Below are 25,792 nucleotides of genomic sequence, written 5' to 3' on the forward strand. Positions count from 1 at the left end.
CATACGGAATACTTAACTATCAATACTACTTTTCATCTTAAGACCGACTATATTGCTTCGGATTCATCCCTATATGTTCTTTAAAGGCTCTCGAAAAATGACTTAAGTTTGTAAAACCTAATTCATAACCCACATCCGATACAGATAACTTTTCTTCTTTCAATAAACGGGCAGCCTCTTTCATCCTAAATCCTTGATAATAATTAAAAATACTATTACCGAAAATCTGCTTAAATAAACGTTTCAGTTTGGTTGGGCTCATATTAGCTCCTTCTGCCAATTCTCTAATAACTGGGGGAATTTCGAGGTGCTCAAGCATTTGTTCTTTTACTTTGTAGATAGTCTGCACATCATGACCATTTAAAGCATAAAGGTGTTTCTCATCTCGCTTTTCCAGCTCCATTAACAATCTACAAATTAACTCTTCTGATTTTATTCTAAGAAAAAATAATTTAAAAGTTTCGTCAACCGATTCATTTACAATCTCATCTACAATTTTTTGTAAAGAAGGATAAATCATTTGTTCGAATAATAGGGGCTGCATATTTTGTAACAAACTCTGCAAAACCAGTGATTTTTCAGATAAATCAAATATCCCCCTCAAATAGTCAGCACCCACTTCTATATTTATAGTAGCAGTATTTGTATGAATTGAAATAATATCATCGGTATTTACACGACTGGTTCCAATCAAGACAGAAGGTATTGCCTCTAATTGCTTACTAGCTTTCAACATTTCCGTTTTAGGAAAGATATTTTGAAACTTAAAAAATATCATTCTTTTAGAAACATCAATGTCTGGGTTCTCAACAACCAGATCCTCATTTAACTCATAATTACTTACAAGCATTCGGATATGCTCATTAAAAACAAATCCAGAACAATAACCGCGACCAAATTTTTCAGGAATTTCCAGTCTTCTGTTTATTACTTCCGTCCCTAATAAATAAGCAAGTCTCATTAGAATGCTTGATTCTGTTTGCTGATTTTCTTTTTTCACACTAGACCCCTTACGACTATTTTAACGACTAATATAGCTATTTTATCTTCATAACACCTATTAATTTCGCATTATCAATTAACATGATAGGTTTCTTTGGAATTTAACGATAAGAAAATAAAGTATCAAATAAATAATGATTGAAAATGAATACGAAGAAAAATAAGTTGTGGATTATTATAGGGATTGTATTATTGAATTCTATTGGAATGTCTATAGTCTTGCCCCTTTTGCCTTTTATAGTGGGTGAATACCTACTCTCTCAAAAAATCGTTGTTGGCATGAGTGTACTAATGTCCGTCTTTGCTGGCTCCACATTTTTTGCATCTCCCGTTCTTGGTGCACTAAGTGATAGGTATGGACGAAAAAACATTCTCATCATTAGCCTATTGGGCTCTACTATAGGCTATATCCTGTTTGGAATAGGAGGAGCACTCTGGGTGCTTTTCCTTGGGCGGATTATCGACGGACTTACCGCTGGGAATATCAGTACACTGTTTGCGTACATCTCTGATAGTACTAAGCCTAAGGAACGTGCTAAATGGTTTGGCTATATTGGTGCTGCTATGGGAATAGGAAAGTTGGGAGGCCCTGCATTGGGCGGATTATTGGGAAGCATCAACCTTGCATTACCAGTCTTTCTTACTGCGGGATTAATATTTCTATCCAGCTTGGCTGTCTACTTTTTACTACCCGAATCTTTAACCCCTGAGAAAAGGACTAAACACTTAAGCATTGACAGTTTCAATGTCTTCTCACATTTTAAAGATATATTCAGCCTCAAAGACATTAAATCATTACTCATACTAGGAATACTTTTTTATGCAGCCTTAGGTATTTTTCAGTTCAATTTCACCATTTTCCTCAAAGACATTTACAAATGGGGACCAGCTGTTATTGGTACCATGCTCACTCTTGTTGGTATTTGCGAAATTATTTCGCGTGCATTGTTACTGCCTTGGTTATTGAAACGTTTTAGCGAAAGAAGCATTGGTATAACCGGTTTAATTGTTTTCGGAATCGGACTAACATTGATTATAGTAAGTATATATTTACACTCAGTAGTTATTATCTCGCTAGCTGTAATATTTATAATCTCGGGCGAAGGCTTGTTTGATCCAACGTATAATGGAAAATTATCGCGATCTATTAATGAAAACGAACAAGGAAAATTACAGGGCGTAAACCAAAGCTTACAATCAGCAAATAACATGCTTGTGCCACTAATTGCAGCTGCAATTTATTTTTACAGTCCAAGTATACTTTATGCAACAGCGACATTTATTATACTCGGAGCAGTTATTATCTACACAAAACTTTTGCCTACACAAGACTTACACAAAGCATAAACAACAATAACCGATGAAGAATAATATGATTAATAAAATATCATTTTCATTATTTCTTAAAATATTTTTTCACCTCAGTCGTCAATATAAATAGAGAGCTCTCCGTAAAAAAATAGATTATAAAATATAAAACTGAAAAGATTATGACAACAAGAGGTTTTGGGATGGGATTCGGAAGAAACCCTTTCGACAAAGATGCAAGACAAAAATTCAAAGAAGAATGGTCTAAAATGACCGATAGCGAAAAACTAGACTTCATGAACAAACGCATGGAAGGCATGGACAATCACGAAGATCATTTTTCTGTTGAAGCAATAGATGCTCGTTGTGAGAAATGGATGCAAATGTCAAGCGAAGAAAAGCAAACATTCATCAATGAAAGAAAAAAAGCTATCGAAAGCAAAATGCAGGCAATGCACGGATATTTTGGTTTCGGGCAATAAAACAACAAAAAAATAATTACACAAAATCCGATTGTAAAACACCATTACAATCGGATTTAGATAATAACAATTTCGATATGGAAACAAATACAATTGGACCTCCCTCTAATCATATGGAGTTTGATAAAGCATATAGTTCTTTATCTCATTGGATGTGGACTGATACACGCATACCCTCAGAATTAAAAAGGCTTATAGAAACAAACAAGCCTCAAACTTCATTAGAGTTGGGTTGTGGACTCGGTCGCTTTTCTAAATTCATGGCTAATCAGAAGATACAAGCAACAGGAGTAGACTATTCAACTGTCGCTATTGAAAAAGCAAATAAACGGGTTGCGAATGAGAGAAACAAACCCACTTACTTAGTAGGAGATGTTACTAATCTGGAAATACTTTCCGAACCTTTTGATGTCTCTTTTGACATTGGATGTTTCCACTGCCTCAACAAGGAAGCTCAGCAAAACTATGTAAAAGAAGTATATCGGTTATTAAAACCAGGTGGTACACATTTGATCTGGGCATTAGATGAATCTCCTAGCAATATGAAACTAACACCCGAGTATATAAGTGATATATTTGGTAACAATTTTCAATTACAAAAGTCACAGCGTAGCCGAAGACGTGTCGTATTTGTAGCATCTCACTGGTATTGGCTCATACGGAAATAAAAATACTTTTCATCTCTTATATCTAACAAAAAAATCGCCATCTAAAACTTAGACAGCGATTTCTTTTATTTTAAATTCTGAAAGATTATTTATCTTCTTTCTTTGCTCTTGGCTTACGTTTTGGCTTTTCTTCTTGAGCAGCCTCTTCTTTAACCTCAGTTGTTGCAGGTGCCTCTTCTGTAACTTCTTCAGGAGCAGCAATCTCGTCTTCACTAACAAAAGCTATTCCTGCTGCCGACAGTAAGTTATACCAACTAATCAATTTCTTGATGTCAGTATCATAAACTCTTTCTCTGTCATAAGTAGGAAGAATCTCTGCGAAATATTTTTTTAATACATCTGGTTTTGAGTTTGTAGCTACCGAAGCTTGTGCTCCGTTTTCTTTTGCTTGAATTTTAGTCAAAACTTCACTCAAAGGAACTTCGCCCTCATCTGTATACATTGCAATATCACCCAAAGAAACAACCTTATCTCTTGCATAGATAGGAAGTCTTCTTTTATCTGTTAATGACTCAACAATGACCATATTCTTAGCATTTGACACGAGTCTAAATAACCCCGGTTTACCGGATACAGATAAAATAGTTTTCAACATAATCTTTATTTTTAGTTTTATCGTTTGACCTATTATACATTTAACGAATCACAAAAATAATGGGATTGTTGTAATATAAAAACACCATAGCCAAACAAAAAAGTTAAGTATCTATATATTAATTAATTATTAAAATATTTTTTTATACGAATGGCAATAGGGTGTCGATCCTTTATGCTCATAATATTGTTGATGATAATCTTCTGCCTTCCAGAAAGTAGATACAGGCTTCAACATCGTAGCCACCTTAAAGCCTTTGCTTTCAAGGATAGCAATATATTTTTCTGCTATTTTTTTCTCCTCTTCGGTACTATAAAATATACATGAAAGATACTGAGGTCCTATATCGGGTCCTTGCCCATTAGTTTGAGTAAAATCGTGAGTCTCGAAAAACAACTTCACCATTTCATCATAATTAGTCTGTTTTGTATCATACTCCACCTCTGTTAATTCAAGATGTCCCGTATTTTTTTGACAAACTTGTTCATAAGTAGGATTATCAACATGACCACCCATAAAGCCAACAGTCGTATGTTTTACACCTTTGGCTTTCATAAAATAATACTCAGTTCCCCAAAAACAGCCCGAAGCAAAATAAGCCTTGTGGATATTCTTATTTACATCCGGAATAAATTTCAATGAAATAGAGTTCACACAATGACGTGTTTCCTTGTCTGTAAAACCCTCTCCAAGAAAAACATGCCCCAGATGTGCTCCACAATTGGTACAGATAATCTCTGTACGAGAACCATCAGCATCAGGAACCCGTTTTACTGCTCCCTGAATTTCATCATCAAAAGAAGGCCAGCCACAATGTGAGTCAAATTTGTCTGCCGATTTATACAATGGGGCATCACATCTTTTACAAACATATGTTCCCGACTGTTTATTGTTTACATATTCTCCTGTATAAGGATATTCTGTTCCTTTATATACAATCACACGCTCCTCTTCAGGAGTAAGTTCGTTATATTTCATGTCTTTTGGTTTAAAATTTTCTGTTTTCTGCGCACATGAAACTTGCACTGTAAGGAAGCAAGCCATCGCAATTAAATATTTAATAATAGTATAACGCTTATAAGTTAGCATCTCTTTACCTACCTTTCTTTTTTATAAAAATAATTTACAAATGCATACCATTTTCTACTTTCTAAATAATTTAAATTCTTATCGTTACTATACGCTTCTCTCTCAAAAGAAATATTATAATAGGCTGTAAGACTATCTCGATACTGAACCAATCGAATAAGCCATTCCACGAAGTAAAGTAAGTAAAAAAACACCCACAACATCTCAATGATTTGTCTCGAATGGATTTTTTCATGATTCAATTCGGATTTCGATAAATCCCCATATTCTTTGCGACCAATTATAACACCAAACAAGTTAATTGCTGCAAAGCCTTTAGGAGGAAAATGCTTACTATAATAAATCTTCATCTACGACTATTTTCACACAAAAGTAATCACAATAAAGTATCTTTAAGGTCTCAGACCTATTTATTACTTTTACATATAATTTTCAACATCATACATTAGAACAAAAAAGATGCCATGGAGTTTATTTATATCGCAATAATTTTAGTTTTTTCTATTTTTATTATCTGGTGGATATATTCCTCTGGAAAACAACAATCTGAGGAATTGAAGAAAGAAAACCAACGTCTCAAATCGGAGATTGAAAATCTACAAACTAAGCAGCTCGAAGCAGTACACGAATCAGCAAACCTAAAAGCCAATCTTCAAAGCAAAGAAGAACAACTAAGACACCAACAAACCGAGCTCTTAAATGCCAGGGAACAACTGAACAAAGATTTTCAGATATTAGCAAATAAGATACTCGAAGAAAAATCGAGTCGTTTTACTGATATCAATAGACTGAATATGGAATCTATCTTAAAACCTTTAGGCGAAAAATTATCTGAATTCAAAACCAAAGTCGAAGAAACATACGACAAAGAATCTAAACAAAGATTTTCGCTTGAAGAACGCATCCGCGAACTTGTAGTACTCAATCACCAAATAAGCGAAGATGCCAACAATCTGACCAAAGCTCTAAAAGGAAATAACAAAATACAAGGAAACTGGGGAGAAATGATATTAGAGTCTATCCTCGAAAAATCGGGATTAAAGAAAGGCGAAGAATATTTCTCTCAGGATATGCTCACCGACGAGAACGGACAAAAAATACTGAATAGCGAGAACAAAGCCCTTCAACCTGATATTGTCATCCTATATCCGGGAGGACGTAAAATAGTAATTGACTCGAAGGTATCACTAAATGGTTACATTAGATACGTAGAAGCCGATACAGATGAAGCCAGAATAATATCAGAAAAGGAGCATATTATCTCTATTAAAAAGCATATTGACGAGCTTAGCAGTAAAGCCTATCAAGATTACATAGAGTCGTTAGATTTCGTCATGATGTTTATACCAAACGAACCAGCTTACATTCTTGCCATGCAATTAGATTCGGGCCTTTGGGATTATGCATACCGCAAACGTATCTTGTTAATTAGCCCTACTAACCTTATTGCATCCCTGAAAGTGGTAGCTGACTTATGGAAAAGAGAGGCTCAAAGCCGTAATGCGCAAGAGATAGCCAAACGAGGTGCTATTCTGTATGATAAGTTTGCAGGATTTGTTGAAACCTTACAAGAGGTTGGTAAAAACATAGACCGTACTCAAAAAAGTTACGATAAAGCCTTCATTCAGCTAAAAGATGGTAATGGAAACTTAATAAGACAAGCAGAAATGTTAAAGGAGCTAGGTATAAAGCCTCAAAAAGAGCTTCCAAACACCTAAAATCGTTAAATAATATTAATCGCGATAAAATAATGATATAGAAGTATGTTTTATAACATAAAACCCCTTATATTTGTACTGTGTTTTTCATGGTATTAGATTTAAGGTTAACAATGAAGATTGGTTGTCGTGATGACAACCTTTTTTTGCTTTATAACGTTTCCTTTTTTTAGACACAAAAAAAGGAGAAAATTACTTCCTCCCTTCTATATAAATTTATTTATTTAAGCTTACTTAGCCTTAGCCAACTCTGCAATCAATTCATCCCATTTAGCATCATCCATTTTTGGACCTACTATCTGTATTACATTTCCGGCAAGCAAAGTTCCTATCTTTCCACTTTCTGCTAATGTCCGATTTTTAATCAAACCATATAAAAATCCGGCTGCATATAAATCTCCTGCACCCGTAGTATCAATACAATTCACTTTAAGGGCAGGTACAAATACTTTTTCGTCACCTCTCTTTATCCATGAACCCTTTTCTCCTACTTTCACGATGGCAATTTCTACATCTTTGGCAATCATATCCAATGCGACCTCGGCTTCAACATCAAATAAGGCTCGTGCCTCTTCTTCATTAGCAAAAACGATATCAATATAGTCAGGGATAATCTCAAGTAGAAAATCTCGGCTAGCTTCTACGACATTATAACTTGCCATATCAAGCACCACCTTTAAACCTGCATTCTTAGCTAATGTTATAGCCTTACGAATCAAATCCAGATTTTGCACTAAATATCCTTCAATATAAAAGTAGTCGTAACCAACAAAATCCGATTCATTAAGATCTTCCGCTGTTAATCCTGCTGCTGCTCCTAAGAATGTTCCAAATGTACGTTGCCCGTCTTTCGAAACAAAAGTTGTTGCAATACCCGAAGCCTCATCATCTGTTATAATCAAATGCGATGTTACTTTACATTTATCAAGATCGTGTTTATAATAGGTTCCGTAAAAATCTTTACCTACTCGTCCGATAAAACCCGTAGCAATATCTAAACGTGCAAGACCATTAATTGTATTGGAAGCCGAACCTCCCGAAGCCACAAATTTCTCTCTGTCTGCTATAGCAAGATGCAAAGATTCCTTTTTTACTTCGTCAATTAACTGCATACTCCCTTTTGGAAGCTCTAATTCTTCAAGTAGAATATCGTTGTCTATCAAGGCCAAAACGTCCACTAGGGCGTTTCCCATTCCTAATACTTTCATTTTTATTAAATTTTCATGCAAAGATATTGCATAATTCGGAAATAAGCTCTACTTTTGCTACGCTTTTGGAGAAAAGCACTAAAAAAATATTCTTCCTTAGCTCAGTTGGTTAGAGCATCTGACTGTTAATCAGAGGGTCCTTGGTTCAAGTCCAAGAGGGAGAGCTTTTTTTGTTAGAATTATCCGAGAGTTTACACTCTTCCTTAGCTCAGTTGGTTAGAGCATCTGACTGTTAATCAGAGGGTCCTTGGTTCAAGTCCAAGAGGGAGAGCAGAAAAAAAGTCTGAAGAATATTCTTCAGACTTTTTTTGTTATTAAGATCTCAAACCTCATCAATCAGAGTAATTCGAACTCAGATTTCAAACGAATATCTTCCGCCGAAGAACCGATCATAAGATCAAATTCACCCGGTTCTGAATCAAATTCTAATTTTTGATTGTAAAAAGATAGCTTTTCATTATCAATAACAAAAGTAACTACTTTACTTTCGCCCGCGTTCAGTTTTATTTTCTCAAAACCTTTAAGTTCTTTTACTGGTCTTACAACCGAGCCTACTTTATCTCTCAAATACAACTGAACTACCTCTTCGCCTGCATACTTTCCTGTATTAGTTATGCGTGCAGTAACCTCAATAGTCTCACCTTTATTGATTTGTTTCTTCGAAAGTTTCAAATCTGAATATCCGAATGTAGTATAACTCAAACCATATCCAAATGGAAACTTAGGACTATTTGGCAAATCAATATAAGCAGAAACGTAATTCAAATCATTTTCGTTCTTAGCAGGTCTACCTGTATTGAAATAGCTGTGATAAATTGGAATCTGCCCAACTGATCTAGGGAAAGTCATAGGCAATTTTGCAGAAGGGTTTACATCACCAAATAATACATCAGCAATAGAGTTTCCTGCTTCCGAACCTAACCACCATGTGTAAAGAATAGCAGGTACATTATCTGCAGTCCAATTAAACACCAATGGACGACCTGCATTAATTAAAACTACAACCGGTTTTCCTGTTGCTTGAATGGCTTTTACTAATTCCTCCTGAACACCGGGTAAGCTTATATCACTCCGGCTTTTAGCCTCTCCACTCATATCACGTTTTTCGCCAATGCTTAATATCACCACATCTGCTTGGTTAGCTATTGAAATAGCCTCAGCAAATCCACTTTTATCCTCACCTTCTATTTCGCAACCTTTAGCATAAAGCAATTTAGATGTTTTACCAACTTTGTTTTGTAGTCCATCCCATTGCGATACAATAAACTTATCGTAGTCTACCTCATCTAGTTCTACCGACCAGAAACCAAGATTTTCTTTATACTCTTTCACCAAAGGTCCTATAAAAGCAATTGTTTTAGTTTCTTTAGATAGTGGCAAAACATTATTTTCGTTTTTCAGCAATACAATACTTTTAGCCCCTATCTCGCGTGCAGCTTTAGTATGCTCGGGATTATTCATAGCAGCCTCTTGTCTCTTAACATCGCTGTATTTATAAGGATCTTCAAATAATCCCATTTCGAATTTCTTATACAGAATACGTCTTACAGCATCATCAACCAAAGCAATATCTACTTTATTTTCTTTCACAAGGTCTGCTAAGTTATTTTTATAACATCTGCTTTCCATATCCATATCACTTCCTGCAACAATAGCAGCTAAAGCAGCATCTTTTCCATCTTTCACAAAACCATGCTGTACCATCTCGCCAATAGATCCCCAATCAGACACCACGAAGCCTTTAAAGCCCCATAGTCCTTTCAAGATATCACGTTGCAGAAATACACTTCCTGTTGCCGGAATACCATTCAGATCATTAAAAGAATTCATAAAAGTGGCAGCACCTGCATCTAAAGCAGCCTTGAAAGGAGGTAAATATACTTCCCAAAGCATACGTTCACTCATATCAACCGAGTTATAATCACGTCCGCCAACAGCAGCTCCATAAGCAGCAAAGTGTTTGGCACAAGCCATTACGCTTGTTATATCACCTAGTTTTTCTCCCTGAAAACCTTTTACTCTGGCTGTTGCAATCAAAGAACCCAAATAAGGATCTTCTCCTGCACCCTCCATCACACGCCCCCAACGAGGATCTCTACCTATATCGACCATCGGAGCAAATGTCCAATGAATACCACTTGCAGCAGCCTCTATGGCAGCAATGCGTGCTCCTAGTTCAATAGCATCCAAATCCCAACTGGCAGCCTCCGCCAATGGAATAGGAAAAGTAGTTTTATAACCATGTATTACATCTTGTCCGAAAAGCAAAGGAATTTTCAATCTCGATTGCATTGCCATTTCCTGACATTGACGAGTGTGAGCCACACCTTTTACATTCAGCATAGACCCTATCTGCCCTGTACGAATCTGGTTTTGTTTATCTCCATCTTTCGTTATCGGTCCGGTAGCCGACGACCAATCTCCGGTGTATTGATTCAATTGTCCTACTTTTTCTTCGAGAGTCATTTGCTTAAGCAAATCATCTACTCGCTTGTCTATCGCAGGATTTTGAGCTGTCAGGCTTAAAACAGCCGACGCCGTAATAAAAGCGGTTAGGAATGTTTTTTTCATTGATATTAATATTTTATAAAGTGTAAATTATCTTGCTGGTTATTCAATCTTCAAATATATTGATTATTTGTCATAATAACACTAACCTAAAATAAGTAAAATAAAGATTTAATATCGTATTTCAGAATTATAACTATCAGCTGCTATTACGCTTACCAAAAACTATAAAATGGCCTAAGACTGTAAATTAAAACCCATTTCTTAATTTAACACACCATATTATCTAAAAAATGTATATTTACATACTCATTCTATAAACCAACTATAAACCATGAAAAAACTCTTAGTCCTTTTATTCCTTCTTTGTGCCGTCTTTCTTCATGCACAAAATTCCAAAGTACAGGAATTACCCCTTATCCCCTACCCTTCCAATATTCAAACCGGAAGTGGAAGTTTTGCAATCAATGGAAATACAAAAATCGCTGTAGCAGACATATCAAAATTCAATAATGAAGCAACCTACTTGCAAGCACTATTAAAATCGGCTATTGGCAAAAACATATCTATTGCTAAAGGTGGAGCTAAAAATGTAATTGAAATAAAATACAATCCTCAATTAGAAAAAGCAGAGGCTTATACCCTTGAAGTGACACCCGATAAAATTACTATATCAGCAAGTAACGGGCACGGAGCATTCAATGCATTGCAAACGATAAGACAATTGTTACCTCCAACTATCGAAGCTGTAGGAAACAATACTCTAACATCCGTTTCAATACCAAGTCTGAAAATAGAAGACAGCCCCGCATTTAGTTGGAGAGGTATGCATCTTGATGTATCTCGCCACTTTTTCACTCTTGATTATCTAAAAAAACATATTGACAGACTTGCTCTCTATAAATTCAATAAATTACATCTACACTTAACTGACGACCAAGGATGGCGTCTTGAGATTAAGAAATACCCAAAGCTCACCAACGAAGGTGCATGGCGTACATTCAATAACCAAGACTCAGCCTGCATGAAAAAGGCTGAAGAGAATCCAAATTTCAAGATTGATCCTCGTTTTATCCATGAAAAAGATGGAAAAACTGTGTATGGCGGATTCTACACTCAAGAAGAAATGAAAGACCTAATTTCATATGCTCAATCGAAACATATTGAAATTATTCCCGAAATAGATGTTCCCGGACATATGATGGCTGCCATCAATGCATATCCTTATCTTATTGAAGGACGAAAATCAGAATGGGGAGAGCTTTTCTCAACTCCTGTTTGTCCATGTAAAGAAGAAGCATATACTTTTACGAAAGACGTACTACAAGAAGTAATTGACCTTTTCCCTTCGAAATACATTCATATTGGAGCCGACGAAGTAGACAAAAAATCGTGGAGCAATTCCGAACTATGTAAAGAGTTTATGAAAGCTAATGGACTCGAAGATGTGGATAAACTACAGAGTCACTTTGTACATGAAATGCAAGAATTTGTAGAAGCTCACGGCAAAAAAATTATTGCTTGGGATGAGATTCTCGAAGGAGGCACAAATCCAAATGTAACCATTATGTATTGGAGAGGCTGGGTAAAAGACGCTCCTAAAAAAGCTGTATTAGGAAATAGTGAAGTAATAATGACTCCTACAAATCCTCTTTACTTCGACTATGTAAACAACAATATCAGTGTAAACAATGTATATCACATGGAAGTAGTTCCAACAGATGTACCTGCAGACAAAGCACATTTAATACAAGGAGCACAGGCTAATCTTTGGACAGAAATGATTCCAACTGAACAACAAGCCGAGTTTCAGATGTATCCTCGTATGATTGCATTGGCAGAACGCACATGGACAAATAACACCAACAGATTTGACGAATTTTCTCAACGCCTTCTAAAACAATATCCAAGACTTGATGCTCTGGGTATAAATTACAGATTGCCCGATATTGATGGATTTGCCCAAGAAAATGTTTTTATAGGATCAACCGATTTTATGGTAAACAGTCCACTTCCCGATATGACTATACATTATACGCTTGATGGAGGCATCCCGACTGTTGATTCGCCCAAACTATTACAACCCATCACAATATCTCAACCAACGCTTCTAAAAATGGCTCTATTTAGTTCAGGAGGAGTCAGAGGTGAGATATACAGCCTAAACTTTAGACCTACATCTTTAAATAAAGCTGTAATGGTAGAAGATACGAATGCTGGACTTCGTTGCAATTTCTTCAATAAGTTTTACAAGAACACAAAAGAAATAGTAGGTACTCCCGATGAAACATTCGTAGTGCCAAACATTCAAGCCCCTAAAGAAACTAATTCGTTCGGATTGAAATTCAACGGATATATCAATGTTCCCGAAACAGGTATTTATAGTTTCTTCTTCAATTGCGACGACGGTGGAGTACTTTATATAGCCGGAGAAACTGTTGTAGATAACGACGGACAACATTCTGCCATAATGAAAAGCGGACAGGTAGCCTTAGAGAAAGGTTTGCAACCCTTCCAATTAGATTTCCTTGAAGGAGGTGGCGGTTATACACTAAAACTTCAATATAGCTTCAATGGTGGTCCCGTACAAGAAATTCCCGATAGTTGGTTTAAACATTAAAACCAATAGAAATACCATAATAAAAAAGAGCTCAAATAGCTGAGCTCTTTTTTTATTTCCTACAAAACATGAAGGCTAAACTAGCGCTTTTTTGCTTTCCAAGGTTTGAATACAGAAATTACAATCATAAACAATAACAAACCCGATTGAAAGAATCCACTGATTTCCATAAACCTATTATTTGCAATAAATTCAGCATTAAAAACAACCTCCTCTTTCAATTCGCTTATAAGACTCAGATTCTGAGTAAGCGCAGGATGATAAGCAAATGTACCGAACAGTATCTGAGCCACAGTGATTATCCACTTAACAATAATCCATCGATGTTTGAAAAAGCCCCAGTTAGTAAATATTCCATACACAATGCCAATAACTAAACTGGTCATAGCACCCGTAATTATTAGCCAATTATCAACCACAAGCAGTATACTGTATTTCATATGTAGCTCATCTACCGATTGTGCCTTTGACAAAAAAGTAATAAGTACCATAGCTATAGCTCCACTAGTCCATATCATGGCAAATATTAAGTGGAGTATTTTAAGAACTTTGATACCTTTTGATCCTAATTTTTTCATATTGTTAGTTTAATAGTTGATTAGTCAATATTTAAAAGAAAAAAATTATTTCAACTCTTCTACATTCGAATAGATACGCTGTAAAAGCTGCTTCAACAATTCATAATCGCTTTCATTTATATCCTGCAGTACCTTTTCGAGAGCCAGATCTCCACATTTAATAGCCGCAGGCATAAGAACCTTGCCTGCTTCTGTAATTTGAATAGCATTTTCTCTTTGCGACACATGAACTCGACAAACCAAACCCCTATCTTCCAGATTATCAATTGTCCGTTTTATGGCAGCCGCATCCTTACAAAGCAAAGTTGCCAGCTCCTGCTGACTCAATCCATCTTTATAATACAAACACCGAAGTACTATAAACTGCGAATGTGGCAATTCTATATTGTTTCTCTTAAGCTCTATTCTCAGCATTTTAGCTAGTGAGAACGAAGCTCTATTTAATAGAAAACCAAGTGAATATAAACTATCCATATCAATTCTGTTTTTACAAAAGTACAAAAAACAATTGACTAGTCAATAATCAAAAAAACACATCAAATAAAATGTAAAAGAAGAGCACACAATGTGGCTCTTCTTTTACAATAAGGACAAATATTAGAAATAGTTATGTGACCTTAAAATTTACTCATTGAAGGATGTTTTCCTTTATATTTTGGATCGTAATTATCTATCCACCAATAATACATCATAGTGGCAAGTGCCCAATAAACAACAACCTGAACCCACAGAACTACATACTCAAACCAAACATCGGAGAGGGTTGCACCCATCGTATTGACGCTTACAAAACCATGAATACCCGGAGTGGATGGCAGAAGATATGCAATAGCCTTTAATACGGGAGGTATAGATACCCAAGGCCATGAAATACCCGACATAAACAGAAACGGCACACTTGTAAATACAACTAATAACATTACAAACTCACGTTGAGAACAGAAGTAAGATAAAGTCATAGCAAAAAAGGTAGCCGCCAGAATATAAGGGAAAAGAAACACTGCAATAGTTAATGGATCTCCAATCTGAGGGAGATTAAACAGATAAGGAACGACTCGCAATACCCATGCAGATGTGATAATATACAGAGTACTATAACAGAAACCCTTACCAATGGTCAACTTCAATGGGTGAATATTTTTCCCTTCCGACATATGGGATGCAACAGTAAATCGCTTTTTATCATTATGAGTACCCACAATAGTACCTACACCTAACAGTAATGTTTGCTGAATAACCAGAATAAGAATTGCAGGAACCAAAAAGCTGGCAAAACCATTAGATACATTATAGAAGGACACCCACTCATAATCTACCGCTTCCATTGTTGAAGCATCCTGCGCACGTGTACCATGCCCCATATCATTCACCCTGATATCTGCTCCCATTTCCAAAGACACTTCCATACAAGTAAGCAACATTGCTTTATAAAAAAGCATACTACTCATATCGGAGTACACCAAAACGGCTGTTTGCTGTGCAGTATTCAGATCGATACTGAATGATGCAGGAATATATATAATTCCGTATGCTTCTTTACGGCGAACGGCTTCGCGAGCTTCTTCCATATCGGCAACATGGGCAACCACATTTACATCAGCGGCTCCATCTACTTTACGTGTAAACTCTCGTGACAAAGCCGAGTTAGACTCGTCTACCACAATAACTTTTACTTCATGGACTGCCTCATTATTGTATAAAAAAGCATACAATACCGGATATGCAAGTGGAACTATTAGAAACAATAGTACTACTGCCGGATCCCGAAAGACAACTTTCAGCTCATGCAACCACACGTAATATATATCAAGCAGTAATTTTTTCATTCTTCGTACACATTTTCGTACATAAAGTTTCTAACTCTACCCATAGAGATCAATCCCAGAAAGAAAAAGCCTAACAGAGCAGCATAGTGATAAGCCGAATATTGCCATGCAATACCATTAAGAGCCTGATCAACATAAATCAAAAAGAAATGCCGAAGAGGAAACAAGAAGCTTAATGCATAAAGTACAGGACTCATAGCTATTGACGGAAACGAAAAGCCAGTTATAGAAAAGGAAATCATCCCTAATAAACTTGCCGCACTCAACGATAATCTATAATTTCCAAAAACAGCAAGTAACATTAATCCAAACCCTTGAGCTGATAATATCAAGCACAAGTAAGCAAAGCAAATAGGAAAGAAACCTGAGTTTAACGGAAAATTATTATAATAGTACAATACTGACATAAAGAATAACGACAATACAAAAAAGAGAATCGTATATGGTAAAATCTTACCAAATATTGCCTTTACGGTAGAACCGCCCGCCAAATCGAGAAACTTACGCCCTGTTCCCATCTTCACCTCAGATCCAAAGCTAGATATAGTAAACATAGCCAGAATCAAGAATATGATACCGGGAGTAAGCACATTATTAAGATAAACCGAATAGTTTAACCAAGGATTTCCAATAGGATGAGCCTCAATAGATATGGGTTGTATAATAGGCATCAATTGCCCCTGTGTATAACCTTTTGCCTCCCCCATTCTAAGACCGACTGATGCCGAAGCCAATACACTAATAGTCTTCATATCCTGAAACAATAACGAACCAGATATAAGAAAAGCATTATTAGTATAGAAAACTATCTTTGGACGATTGCCCGAAATAGCATCCTTTGCAAAATTACGAGGAATAGTAAAGACTCCATATACTTGCCCACGCTCCATTTCGACACGTGCTTCTTTGAATGAAAGACTCTTAAATTTGATATCAGTCTTTGCAAACGCATCTAATTGACGAACCAAAGATCGTGAAGTCAACGAATTATCGAGATCAACTACGGCAATAGGAATCTTGGTCGGTAAACCGGCATGCATCATATACATCAGCAAACCAAATGTAAGTAACGGAGCCACAATCATCCCCCAGATACAAATCTTGGAAGATAATATACGTTTCCATTCTCTCACGAAGACTACCCACATACCTTTTTCTGAAGCCATTCTTTATTTAAGTAATGTTTATTATTTACTGCTGCAATACAGCTACCTCTACTTATTATAATTGCCGAGACAATAAAAATATACGGCTTTATTCTTTTATGACAAGCGACATTCCAGGCAAAATATCAGGCTGATTTTCTACAAAATGCCCTCTTACCTCAAATGTTTTACGATCATAGCCACCAGTAGTTTTGGTTGCTTTCCATGCAGCATAAGAACCAAGGTCTTTCATATAATATACTTTCAACTGCACATCCTTATTCAAAGCAGGCACAAAGGCAGTAACCGTTTGCCCTATCTTGAAGTTTTGCAAACGATCTTCTCTCACATTGAAAGTTCCCCATTTGTCCGAAAGATCCATTACATTCATAATAGGAGCACCCGTACCAACCAATTCACCCACATTAGGGAAACGATCAGATACACGTCCGTCAACAGGAGAAATAAGATATGTTTCTGTTATATAAGAATCTACCTCAGCCACAGCACCTTTTGCTCTGTTTAACATAGCCAATGCTGCTTCTTTATCTTCACGCTCAGCTCCGTTTTTCGCCATATCGTATTGAGATCTAGCTGCTTTTTCGGTAGCTACGGCAGCATTATAATTTGCCTCAGCCTCATCTCTCTTCTGAGCCGTTGTTACACCTTTATTGTACAGATTTTGTACACGTGTAAAAGACTTCTGAGCTATATCAACTCCTACTTTTGTTTTTTGCCACATTTCGTAAGCAGCATTAATCTGCTCAACTCGCGCTCCTTTTTGTGCTTTGTTACTTTGTGCAGCAGCACCCTGTTCGGCAGCGGTAGCTTGCGAAAGCTTAGCGTAAACATCCGGTGCACTAAGTATAGCCAAAGTATCGCCTCTGCGAACAGAGTCTCCTTCTTGCACGAAAAATTTCTCGATACGCCCGGGAACTTTGCTCGAAATACGCACTTCAGTTATTTCGGCTTCTCCCTGCAATGTATTATCTTCTTGATTTAGAAAAAAGAATCCATAAATTGCAACAGCAATGATAACTGCGGCAAAACCGAGAATCGGAATAAGTTTTGATCCTGATTTATTATCTTCTCTACTCATATCTGCATTTATTAAGGTCACAGACCTATTTTTATTGTTTTACATTAGTTAAACTTCTACCTAGTGCTTTATTCAAATATACATTGCATAGTTTCACATCAATCTGAGAATCGATCATCTCCGAGTGAGCCGATAACCATGCTGTATGAGCAGCCAAAACATCCGAAGCAGGAATAACCCCTTCTTCGAAACCCAACGTAGCATATCTCAAGTTTTCATTCGCTTTTTCCATATTTTGCTCCGAAGAAATATACCTTTTGTGAGCTTCATTCAGTTTAAAAGCCGATTGATTGATTTGTAGTTCTATTTTTTCTTTTGCATCTTCCAGTTGATATTCCTGAATACGAGTCTGAGCCTTTGCAGCACTCAGTTTAGCAGAACTGGTCATAAAATTAAGAGGAACACTCAATTTCAGCCCTACGTTCCACATTCCTCCAAATGTATTTTGAAAACCATCAAAACCATTGGGGTTTGTCCATGTATAAGCAGCCATTAATCCTAGTTCGGGTAAAAACTCGGCTCTCTCTATTTTTTCTTTTCCTTTATATATCTTAGTAGCTAGTTCGAGGCTCTTTATTTCGGGCCTGTTTAGCAGAGCTTCTTCAATCGAAGGAGTAATAGGTGCTTCTGTTGAGATCAGCATTTCACGTTTTTCATCCGCTAAAGCTACTTTGTCTTCAATCTCTAACCCACATAATTGGTTGAAAAGCATTCGAGCTAAACTTAAACCATTATCAACCTTAGTTAAGGTCATGTCCGCTTCATTCTCTTTTACCATTACCGACAAAACATCTGCTTTGGTTGCAACTCCTTCGGCTTCCATTGAGCCAACATCAGAATGCATCTTTTGCAGCAATTTGAGGTACGATTCAGCAAGATCTCTTTTATAAGCCAACGAAACAATTTGCCAGTAAGAAGCATCCAACTCTGCAATAACATCTTGCAATTCGGTATCCTTCTTTGACTTTGCCAACTCCTGAGCATTCTTCATTATGTCATTATAAGCCACAATACGCCCACCCATAAACAATGGCTGAGTCATTGATATAGAACCTACCCAGATATTTTTTATATCGAGTTCTCCAATAGATCGTATCTTGTCTGATAATTCCTGTGGAATAGGTATCTGAGTTCCGGGAGGAATAGGTATTCCTATACCCGATAAATCGGGAATGGTAATAGATCCCGGAATAGCCGAAGAACCTATAAGATTCAGATTCTTTTCGTTGCGAATATACATTCCGGACGCAGAAAATTTAGGGAAATACTTTAAGTAAGCTTCCTTTTTTTCATAGTAGGCGACCTTTTCTTCCTCAGAGGCCATCTTCAAATGCTTATTGTTCTGGATAGCCAGATTTCGGGCATCTTCGAGACTTAGTGTTCTTTGTGCAGATATAGTACCGCTTAAGGCGCCAACGCAAAACAAAATCCAGAGAAAATTTCTTTTACTCATGTGTTGTGTCCATTTTTAATAAGTAAAGTATTAATCGCTATATTTTTCAATCAGCCAATTTTAGTGTTATAATATAACTAATCAAGAAATGAGTTTACAACTTTAGTTAGTTGTCTAAACAATAAAATCACGTAAAAGTACACTCTTTAGACTATATAAACAACACCTAAATATCCCTTTTAGTTCGGAATATTTAAATTCAGTTAAAAAAACGTTTTCACAACTTTCCTATAAAACACAAAAATGGGTAATCTTTCGACTACCCATCAAATATAATGTGTTTATCACAAATAATTTATATATAGTAAAGATTATTCTCTGAAATAAATTCTCCTAACCCTCGATGATACAGAAGTTAATACCTCGTAAGGAATAGTATTAATCTTTTTAGCCTGGTCTATAACAGATAATTCATCACCAAAGAGAATTACCTCATCACCTTCTTTAATATCAAGCCCAGTAATTTCGATCATAGACAAGTCCATGCATATATTGCCGATAATAGGAACCAGATGCCCGTTGACCAGCACATGCCCATTTCTATTTCCAAATTGACGGCTCAAACCATCTGCATATCCTATACGGATAGTCGCAATAGAAGCATCGTGATCAAGGTCTCCCCTTCTACCATACCCCACAGTTTCACCTTTTTTGAGATGTTTTATTTGCAAGATCGTAGTCTTAAGCGTACAAACATTACGTAATCCATCTAATCCACTGGCACTGATACCATACAAGCTAATACCTAAGCGCACCATATCCATTTGCTCTTCGGGGAAACGTTCGATCCCTGCTGAGTTAAGAATATGTCGCCAAATAGTATAATCCAATCCATCTTGCAATGCAGAAGCAAGCTTTTTAAATAACGAAATTTGTTGTGTTGTAAAATCATCAAATGCCCAACTTTCGCTTGCTGCTAAGTGTGAAAATGTCGATTTCACTTTAAGAGCTTGTTGCGATTTCAGACGCTCTAACAATAAAGGTATATCTTCTTCGGTAAAACCAAGACGATGCATACCTGTATCCATCTTTATATGAATAGGAAAATCGGAGATTCCCCTGCGTTGTGCTTCTTTTATAAAGGCATCGAGAATCCTGAAATTATAAACTTCGGGTTCGAGATACGATTCAAATAATTGATTAAAACCCGATACCTCAGGGTTAAGTACAATTATAGGAGTCTTTATTCCTGCTTTTCTCAAGACAACCCCTTCTTCGGCAATTGCTACTGCAAAGTAATCGCATTTATGATATTGAAGTATCTTAGCTACTTCTTCGGAACCCGACCCGTAAGCATCTGCTTTAACCATACAGATAATCTTGGTATCAGGATTCATTCTCGAGCGGTGGAATTTAAAATTATGAAGTATAGCATCCAGATTTATATCCAACACCGTCTCATGATTCTTTTGCTCTATGAGTTCGCTGATACGTTCAAATTCAAAATGACGTGATCCTTTTAATAAGATCGTTTCTTCATGAAATTCGTTCCATATTCCGGAAGAAATAAAATCTTCTGTAGAATCGAAGAAAATATGAGGAATATTCGCAAACAACTTTTGCTGATCCGAGATATGATGACCGATACCAATAATCCGACCAATACTAGCAGAATCTGCCAGATCTGAAACTGATTTATATAAAGCCTCATCCGAAAATCCTGATTGCAATATATCAGAGAGAATAAGAGTTCGTTTCGGAGAATCCTCAGCAGATTGTTGCCCTAAGAAAGACAGTGCAATCTTCAACGAGTTGATATCCGAATTATATGTATCATTTACAATGATATTATTATTCTTGCCTCTACGTACATCCAAACGCATAGCTACCGGCTCAAGCTGTTTTACTTTTTCCTGTATAGTTTCGATAGATGTAGTCAAGTATAAGGCAGCCGCTATACTGCTGGTAACATTTTCGACAGAAGCATCATCCGTAAAGGGTAATTCTACCGTAAATGGTAAGCCGAGAAAAGAGTAAGTAATAAAAGATTTAGCTTCGAGCTTTTCAACCTTTAGTATAAGTAAGGGACTGTTAGATCGATTGTTATAAGACCACGTAAAACTTTTCTGAGACAGACAAGTAGCCTCCATACATTCATCAAGAAGTTTATTACCCTCTTCACAAATTATAACATCGCAATTGACAAATAACTCTAATTTTTCGAGACATTTTTGTTTCAAATTCTTGAAGTTCTCTTGATGAGCATCTCCAATATTTGTAAAAACACCAATAGTCGGCTGTATTATTTTTTGCAGACGAGTCATTTCATTAGGCATAGAAATACCAGCTTCGAAAAGTCCAAGTTCTGTATTTTCATTCAATTGCCATACCGATAAAGGAACTCCCAACTGAGAGTTATAACTACGTGGCGATCGGGTGATATTCTTCTCTGAACCTAACATCTGATATATCCATTCCTTTACAATGGTTTTACCGTTACTTCCTGTTATAGCTATAACAGGGATATTAAAGTGTTCGCGATGAAAAGTTGCTACCTTTTGTAAGGCAAGCAAAGAGTCCTTGACATGTAAAAGATTTATGTCTTTAAGATTCTTCCATTCGGGTTGAATAGTTTGTACAACAAAATGTCGTACACCCAGATTGTATAATTCATCAACATACTTATGCCCGTCGTTGTTTGCCGTCTTCAAGGCAAAGAATAGTGTCTCTCCGGGATTAAAAACTTCGCGACTGTCGCTCAACAAATGACTTATGGGCGATTCGGGATTGTTTACCTCTTTTATTTTTAATGTTTTGGCAATTTCAGAGATAGTATATATCATTTCTATATTTAGTTTTTTAGAACTCTCAGTTTACTTCAATAAGCAACTAATCAAAGTCTTTTATGTTGAATAATAAAGCGGCAAATATTTACTCGGTTTATGTTCTCTAGGAGAGTTTTTTCTCGAGTAACAAAAGCTCCTTTTCACAATCAAAGTAAGGATATTTATTTCGTAAAGATTTGACCTTTAACAAAGTTTGTTTTAAAAATTGTTTATGCTCCTCCGTCTCTTCATTAAAAGGTCGATGACCAATTGCCCTACTTATATTCTGCCATTCGACACATAATTTTCGGGTCTCTTCATCTAAATAAGTAGCAGTAAAAATATCCCATATATATTGTATAGCTACATCATTGGGATGAATCATATCTTCGGCATAAAACCTATAATCTCTCAACTCATCCAAAACGATTTCATAAGACGGAAAATAATATAGATTGGAAAACTTATTCATCAACTCATCAATAGCCAGAAGTAAAACAGCTTTACTCAATTGATTATTGTGTGCCCCATCTTTCCAATGACGAATAGGACTTACAGTGAATAAAATTTTCAAATCGGGATTAATCCTTAAAGACTCTTCTATAAGTCTAGTCCATGAAAAAACAATTTCCGATACAGAAAGTTTATACCTATCAAAAATATTTGATGGTTGCTTATGGCAGTTGGCAACAACGTTCTCCGTTTCTTTGAGATTAAAAGCATAGGCTGTACCAAAAGTAACGAGAAGAATTTCTGTTTCCTTTAAATCAGCAGAGGCTTTTTCCCTAGCCTCATTTATAGTTTTAAGAAAGCTATCTTTATCAGGACTGGAAAATACACTGTGGTGAAAATAAGTTCGGTAAATTCCCTGGTGATGAAAAATATCATCTTCTGTAAAAACTCTATTTTGCTGTAACATCTCTATTGCCTGCGCGATAGAAGCGGGATTGTAAAGTACGCCGAAAGGATTTACATTGACCGAAAATTTATTTTCGAGAAGTTGTTTCCCTATATTTTCGGCAAAGCAAGACCCAAACAAAAGTATTTTTGTCTGATGATTAATTCTTAGTTCTGATTTTGGGACTTCAACCTTTTTCCTGAATTCCATTCAAATAAAATTCTAAAATAAGTAACATTCAATATAACTAAGTTTGGTTATTCTACCTATCAAAGAAGTAGAAAGGCTTATCTCGTCAATATTCTTTTTCGTTAGCCAAGTTCCAGGCATTCAAATAAGAGGCTTTAGTTATCTCAACTAATTTTTTCCAATTTATTTTCGAAGCCTCATCGCTTGGTTTGTGATAATCGGGATGCCCATCGGTATGATACCAAATAATCGGGACACCTGCCTTTGCAAAAGAACCATTATCGCTTCCTCCCACAGGCTTATCCCAAGGCGTGTAATTAGGAGTCAATTGCAAATTATATTTTTTGATATCATCTTTCAGCCATTTACCAAAAGCAGGATTAGCTTCAGTATAGAAATAGACTACATAAGTAGGATTAGACTCATCGGTATTACGACCTATCATATCGAAGTTTAGATAGCCTTTTACTTGATTGATAAATTTACAGTTTTGTGTAAAATATTTGGAGCCTAATAAGCCATCTTCTTCTCCATCCCAGAATGCAAAAATCACATTACGCTGTGGTTGAACTCCACTCTCTACAAAAGCTTTCGCAATCTGCATTACAGCCGATACACCAGACGCATTATCGTCAGCCCCGTTATATATTTGATCGCCCACCAAATTTGTATCCATCCCCAGATGATCGAAGTGAGCTCCTACTATCACATATTCATTTTTATTGACTCCCGGAATCATTCCCAGAACATTTCGCAGATTTAAAACACGATGAACTCCTTGTTTATATTTAGCGATTGAATCGGGATTTACCTGATATCTTTTCTTTTGTTTAAAATCTTCACTATATGCCTCAAATGGTTGGAAATAAGTATCACTTAAAGGCTGAATACCTAAAGCTGTAAGATATGAAGCCAAATATTCGGAAGCAACTTGTCCTCCTAAAGCTCCTGCTCCACGCCCTTGAAGAGCATCACTTGCCAAAAAGCCAACTGTAGCTTTTGCCTCTCTTTCCGAAATGGAGTTTAGTCCTTTTTCGATAGGCTTTTGAGCAAAAATATTTAATAACGAAACACTTAATAATAAAACAGATAAATAAATTTTCATGATAATAGGTTTTCGGGATAAAGTAACTTTATCCTTACATACAACGAATCAGGTCTATGACTTAGATTTTACTTCAATAGATTTAAACTTATCACGGTTAGATGTAACCTGTTTTACATACTGAACCACTTCCGACCCTCTAAGGTAACCGTTTTTGCAGACAGAATCATTATAATATTCGGGTTTACTTTTTAGCTCTATATATTTTTCAACATGCCCATCCCATATATACGGATTGTCATTGTACTTCCGAGCCAATGCCTGAGCGTCTGTAACATGCCCGTTACCACCATTATACGCTGCCAACACAAACTTGAGTCGCTGTTCTTTATCCTCTATTTTAGCAAACATCCCATCTAATTTATTTATCAGCTCAGCCCCCACTTTTATACTTAGTTCAGGATTTTTAAGATCATCTCCAGAGACTCCAAAGGCTTTAGCCGTACGAGGCATCAACCCCATTAATCCCACTGCACCTGCCCATGATGCAACCTCAGGCTTAAAACGCGATTCTTGATATGCTACTGATGCCAACAGATGCCAATCGTATCCAGATATAGCTGCATATTTCTTGAAAATCTCATCATAAAGCGAAACATGCCCTTTTGGGACATTGGCTAAGACATTTAAATCAAAATCGGGTTGTTTACTTAACTCGAAGTATTTTTTCAGAATAGATTTATACTCTCTGGTCTTACTATTCTCAGCAAACCATTCGTTTAAAGCCTTTCCCAGTTCGGGTGTATCTTTGCGAACAGCCCATGAAGAACGTTGCTCGAAACTTAGAGGGAGAGAAACATCAATATTACGATAGTATGTTTTATTCAGTTTAGCAATATATTCGTCCGCCACTGTGTAGTCGATCTGTTTTTGAGCAACCATTTGGATAAGGTCTTCCACCGTTACCGTATCTTTCTCAACATCTTTAATAACAATACCATTCCCCAACTCAGCATCTAGATTGAGTAATCGTTTATGATACTTCGTGTTATGTTTTATGTAAACTTCTTTTCCGATCAATTGAGTAACATCTGTTACCATCGAATCTTTCTTATTTGTTCTTTGGACTAATACTTGATGCGAAACTTGCTCCAATCCACAATAGAGAATAGAATCTTTCAGTTCGTTTTGCACAGAAATAGGACTGGTTATTAAATCTCCCTCACCATTTTGAAGCATTTCGATAAGTCGTGTTGCGTTTTCGGCAACCTTTACATTTAGTTTTAGACCATAATAATCGCAAAATTCTTTTGCCAGATCATAGTCATAACCCATCGGCTCATCTTTGTAGATAAAATATGAAGTAGAACTACTTAAGGTAATAATATTTAGCTCGCCCGACTCCTTTATTTGCTCAAAATCTCGAGTCTGAGGCTTCTGTCCTCCACAGCTGCAAAAGACGGCAATCATACCTATTAAGAATACAAAATAGCTAATCTTCGACATCATATTCAACTTATTAAAGGTTTTAGAGCTATTATAAATATCGTCGCAAATATAATATTTTTTAGTTAACAGATTATCAAACTCTAAAAA

Annotated in this window: 21 protein-coding genes and 2 tRNA genes; 7 read left to right on the top strand and 16 right to left on the bottom strand. The window is 36.3% G+C overall.

From position 1 onward, the window contains the following. Positions 1-37: 37 nt before the first annotated feature. Entirely contained in the window at positions 38-1,000 is a 963-nt protein-coding gene (locus IR022_RS10835) for an AraC family transcriptional regulator (RefSeq protein ID WP_317174063.1), read from the bottom strand. A gap of 146 nt (positions 1,001-1,146) precedes the next feature. On the opposite strand from IR022_RS10835, the gene IR022_RS10840 reads away from it, so the two are divergent. The 3 genes from IR022_RS10840 (at position 1,147) to IR022_RS10850 (ending at position 3,460) form a co-directional block, all read left to right on the top strand. Beyond that, entirely contained in the window at positions 1,147-2,349 is a 1,203-nt protein-coding gene (locus tag IR022_RS10840; protein ID WP_194203702.1) for an MFS transporter, read from the top strand. A gap of 143 nt (positions 2,350-2,492) precedes the next feature. Further along, entirely contained in the window at positions 2,493-2,792 is a 300-nt protein-coding gene (locus IR022_RS10845; protein ID WP_194203703.1) for a hypothetical protein, read from the top strand. A gap of 77 nt (positions 2,793-2,869) precedes the next feature. Then, positions 2,870-3,460: a class I SAM-dependent methyltransferase gene (locus tag IR022_RS10850; RefSeq protein ID WP_194203704.1), complete on the top strand. Its 591-nt coding sequence runs from the start codon at positions 2,870-2,872 to the stop codon at positions 3,458-3,460. Between the two features lie 85 nt (positions 3,461-3,545). Here IR022_RS10850 and IR022_RS10855 read toward each other — a convergent pair whose 3' ends face one another. The 3 genes from IR022_RS10855 to IR022_RS10865 all read right to left on the bottom strand — a co-directional run bounded on the left by IR022_RS10855 (position 3,546) and on the right by IR022_RS10865 (position 5,494). Further along, a complete protein-coding gene (locus IR022_RS10855; protein ID WP_194203705.1) occupies positions 3,546-4,055 on the bottom strand; it encodes a DUF5606 domain-containing protein in 510 nt (169 codons plus the stop codon). Positions 4,056-4,184: 129 nt separating this feature from the next. Beyond that, positions 4,185-5,033, bottom strand: a complete 849-nt coding sequence (locus IR022_RS10860) for a bifunctional methionine sulfoxide reductase B/A protein (RefSeq protein ID WP_242053207.1) — start codon at positions 5,031-5,033, stop codon at positions 4,185-4,187. A 119-nt stretch (positions 5,034-5,152) separates the two neighbouring features. Beyond that, complete coding sequence (locus IR022_RS10865; protein ID WP_050710122.1) at positions 5,153-5,494, bottom strand: hypothetical protein; 342 nt, start codon at positions 5,492-5,494, stop codon at positions 5,153-5,155. A gap of 114 nt (positions 5,495-5,608) precedes the next feature. Here IR022_RS10865 and IR022_RS10870 point away from each other — a divergent pair, with 114 nt between their 5' ends. Further along, entirely contained in the window at positions 5,609-6,862 is a 1,254-nt protein-coding gene (locus IR022_RS10870; RefSeq protein ID WP_194203707.1) for a DNA recombination protein RmuC, read from the top strand. A gap of 230 nt (positions 6,863-7,092) precedes the next feature. Here the strand turns inward: IR022_RS10870 and IR022_RS10875 are convergent, their stop codons facing one another. Next, positions 7,093-8,070, bottom strand: coding sequence for an adenosine kinase (locus IR022_RS10875; protein WP_050710124.1), 978 nt, complete (start codon positions 8,068-8,070; stop codon positions 7,093-7,095). Between the two features lie 90 nt (positions 8,071-8,160). Here IR022_RS10875 and IR022_RS10880 point away from each other — a divergent pair. Both IR022_RS10880 and IR022_RS10885 read left to right on the top strand, forming a co-directional pair. After that, a tRNA-Asn gene (locus tag IR022_RS10880) sits at positions 8,161-8,234 on the top strand. Between the two features lie 33 nt (positions 8,235-8,267). Beyond that, positions 8,268-8,341, top strand: a tRNA-Asn gene (locus IR022_RS10885). Between the two features lie 65 nt (positions 8,342-8,406). Here IR022_RS10885 and bglX read toward each other — a convergent pair. Continuing rightward, positions 8,407-10,641: a beta-glucosidase BglX gene (gene bglX / locus IR022_RS10890; RefSeq protein ID WP_194203708.1), complete on the bottom strand. Its 2,235-nt coding sequence runs from the start codon at positions 10,639-10,641 to the stop codon at positions 8,407-8,409. A gap of 271 nt (positions 10,642-10,912) precedes the next feature. Between bglX and IR022_RS10895 the strand changes: the two genes are divergently transcribed. Next, entirely contained in the window at positions 10,913-13,198 is a 2,286-nt protein-coding gene (locus tag IR022_RS10895) for a family 20 glycosylhydrolase (protein ID WP_194203709.1), read from the top strand. 80 nt (positions 13,199-13,278) lie between these two features. Here the strand turns inward: IR022_RS10895 and IR022_RS10900 are convergent, their stop codons facing one another. The 10 genes from IR022_RS10900 to IR022_RS10945 form a co-directional block, all read right to left on the bottom strand. After that, positions 13,279-13,776 (bottom strand): hypothetical protein, encoded by a 498-nt coding sequence (locus tag IR022_RS10900; protein ID WP_050710127.1) that lies wholly within the window; start codon positions 13,774-13,776, stop codon positions 13,279-13,281. A gap of 45 nt (positions 13,777-13,821) precedes the next feature. Next, positions 13,822-14,250, bottom strand: a complete 429-nt coding sequence (locus tag IR022_RS10905; RefSeq protein ID WP_050710128.1) for a MarR family winged helix-turn-helix transcriptional regulator — start codon at positions 14,248-14,250, stop codon at positions 13,822-13,824. A 143-nt stretch (positions 14,251-14,393) separates the two neighbouring features. Next, the gene (locus IR022_RS10910) at positions 14,394-15,602 is read right to left on the bottom strand and encodes an ABC transporter permease (RefSeq protein WP_194203710.1); all 1,209 of its coding nucleotides are present in this window, start codon (positions 15,600-15,602) and stop codon (positions 14,394-14,396) included. Further along, entirely contained in the window at positions 15,599-16,768 is a 1,170-nt protein-coding gene (locus IR022_RS10915) for an ABC transporter permease (protein WP_194203711.1), read from the bottom strand. Before IR022_RS10915 ends, IR022_RS10910 begins: the two co-directional genes overlap by 4 nt. Before the next feature lie 88 nt (positions 16,769-16,856). Further along, a complete protein-coding gene (locus IR022_RS10920) occupies positions 16,857-17,846 on the bottom strand; it encodes an HlyD family secretion protein (RefSeq protein ID WP_194203712.1) in 990 nt (329 codons plus the stop codon). Positions 17,847-17,877: 31 nt separating this feature from the next. Next, positions 17,878-19,299 (bottom strand): TolC family protein, encoded by a 1,422-nt coding sequence (locus tag IR022_RS10925; RefSeq protein ID WP_050710132.1) that lies wholly within the window; start codon positions 19,297-19,299, stop codon positions 17,878-17,880. Positions 19,300-19,610: 311 nt separating this feature from the next. Beyond that, positions 19,611-22,082 (bottom strand): bifunctional UDP-N-acetylmuramoyl-tripeptide:D-alanyl-D-alanine ligase/alanine racemase, encoded by a 2,472-nt coding sequence (locus IR022_RS10930; protein ID WP_194203713.1) that lies wholly within the window; start codon positions 22,080-22,082, stop codon positions 19,611-19,613. Positions 22,083-22,188: 106 nt separating this feature from the next. Then, entirely contained in the window at positions 22,189-23,172 is a 984-nt protein-coding gene (locus tag IR022_RS10935) for a GSCFA domain-containing protein (protein ID WP_194203714.1), read from the bottom strand. 85 nt (positions 23,173-23,257) lie between these two features. Further along, positions 23,258-24,256, bottom strand: coding sequence for a M28 family metallopeptidase (locus IR022_RS10940; RefSeq protein ID WP_194203715.1), 999 nt, complete (start codon positions 24,254-24,256; stop codon positions 23,258-23,260). A 54-nt stretch (positions 24,257-24,310) separates the two neighbouring features. Further along, positions 24,311-25,702 (bottom strand): transglycosylase SLT domain-containing protein, encoded by a 1,392-nt coding sequence (locus IR022_RS10945; protein ID WP_194203934.1) that lies wholly within the window; start codon positions 25,700-25,702, stop codon positions 24,311-24,313. Positions 25,703-25,792: the final 90 nt, after the last annotated feature.

Origin of the sequence: Dysgonomonas sp. GY617 (assembly GCF_015233815.1) — a bacterium.
Classification (GTDB): domain Bacteria; phylum Bacteroidota; class Bacteroidia; order Bacteroidales; family Dysgonomonadaceae; genus Dysgonomonas_A.

Coding starts and splice junctions, on each gene's coding strand:
- IR022_RS10840 (WP_194203702.1), top strand. CDS start 1,147: ATGAATACGAAGAAAAATAAGTTGTGGATTATTATAGGGATTGTATTA.
- IR022_RS10845 (WP_194203703.1), top strand. CDS start 2,493: ATGACAACAAGAGGTTTTGGGATGGGATTCGGAAGAAACCCTTTCGAC.
- IR022_RS10850 (WP_194203704.1), top strand. CDS start 2,870: ATGGAAACAAATACAATTGGACCTCCCTCTAATCATATGGAGTTTGAT.
- IR022_RS10855 (WP_194203705.1), bottom strand. CDS start 4,055: ATGTTGAAAACTATTTTATCTGTATCCGGTAAACCGGGGTTATTTAGA.
- IR022_RS10860 (WP_242053207.1), bottom strand. CDS start 5,033: ATGAAATATAACGAACTTACTCCTGAAGAGGAGCGTGTGATTGTATAT.
- IR022_RS10865 (WP_050710122.1), bottom strand. CDS start 5,494: ATGAAGATTTATTATAGTAAGCATTTTCCTCCTAAAGGCTTTGCAGCA.
- IR022_RS10870 (WP_194203707.1), top strand. CDS start 5,609: ATGGAGTTTATTTATATCGCAATAATTTTAGTTTTTTCTATTTTTATT.
- IR022_RS10875 (WP_050710124.1), bottom strand. CDS start 8,070: ATGAAAGTATTAGGAATGGGAAACGCCCTAGTGGACGTTTTGGCCTTG.
- bglX (WP_194203708.1), bottom strand. CDS start 10,641: ATGAAAAAAACATTCCTAACCGCTTTTATTACGGCGTCGGCTGTTTTA.
- IR022_RS10895 (WP_194203709.1), top strand. CDS start 10,913: ATGAAAAAACTCTTAGTCCTTTTATTCCTTCTTTGTGCCGTCTTTCTT.
- IR022_RS10900 (WP_050710127.1), bottom strand. CDS start 13,776: ATGAAAAAATTAGGATCAAAAGGTATCAAAGTTCTTAAAATACTCCAC.
- IR022_RS10905 (WP_050710128.1), bottom strand. CDS start 14,250: ATGGATAGTTTATATTCACTTGGTTTTCTATTAAATAGAGCTTCGTTC.
- IR022_RS10910 (WP_194203710.1), bottom strand. CDS start 15,602: ATGAAAAAATTACTGCTTGATATATATTACGTGTGGTTGCATGAGCTG.
- IR022_RS10915 (WP_194203711.1), bottom strand. CDS start 16,768: ATGGCTTCAGAAAAAGGTATGTGGGTAGTCTTCGTGAGAGAATGGAAA.
- IR022_RS10920 (WP_194203712.1), bottom strand. CDS start 17,846: ATGAGTAGAGAAGATAATAAATCAGGATCAAAACTTATTCCGATTCTC.
- IR022_RS10925 (WP_050710132.1), bottom strand. CDS start 19,299: ATGAGTAAAAGAAATTTTCTCTGGATTTTGTTTTGCGTTGGCGCCTTA.
- IR022_RS10930 (WP_194203713.1), bottom strand. CDS start 22,082: ATGATATATACTATCTCTGAAATTGCCAAAACATTAAAAATAAAAGAG.
- IR022_RS10935 (WP_194203714.1), bottom strand. CDS start 23,172: ATGGAATTCAGGAAAAAGGTTGAAGTCCCAAAATCAGAACTAAGAATT.
- IR022_RS10940 (WP_194203715.1), bottom strand. CDS start 24,256: ATGAAAATTTATTTATCTGTTTTATTATTAAGTGTTTCGTTATTAAAT.
- IR022_RS10945 (WP_194203934.1), bottom strand. CDS start 25,702: ATGTCGAAGATTAGCTATTTTGTATTCTTAATAGGTATGATTGCCGTC.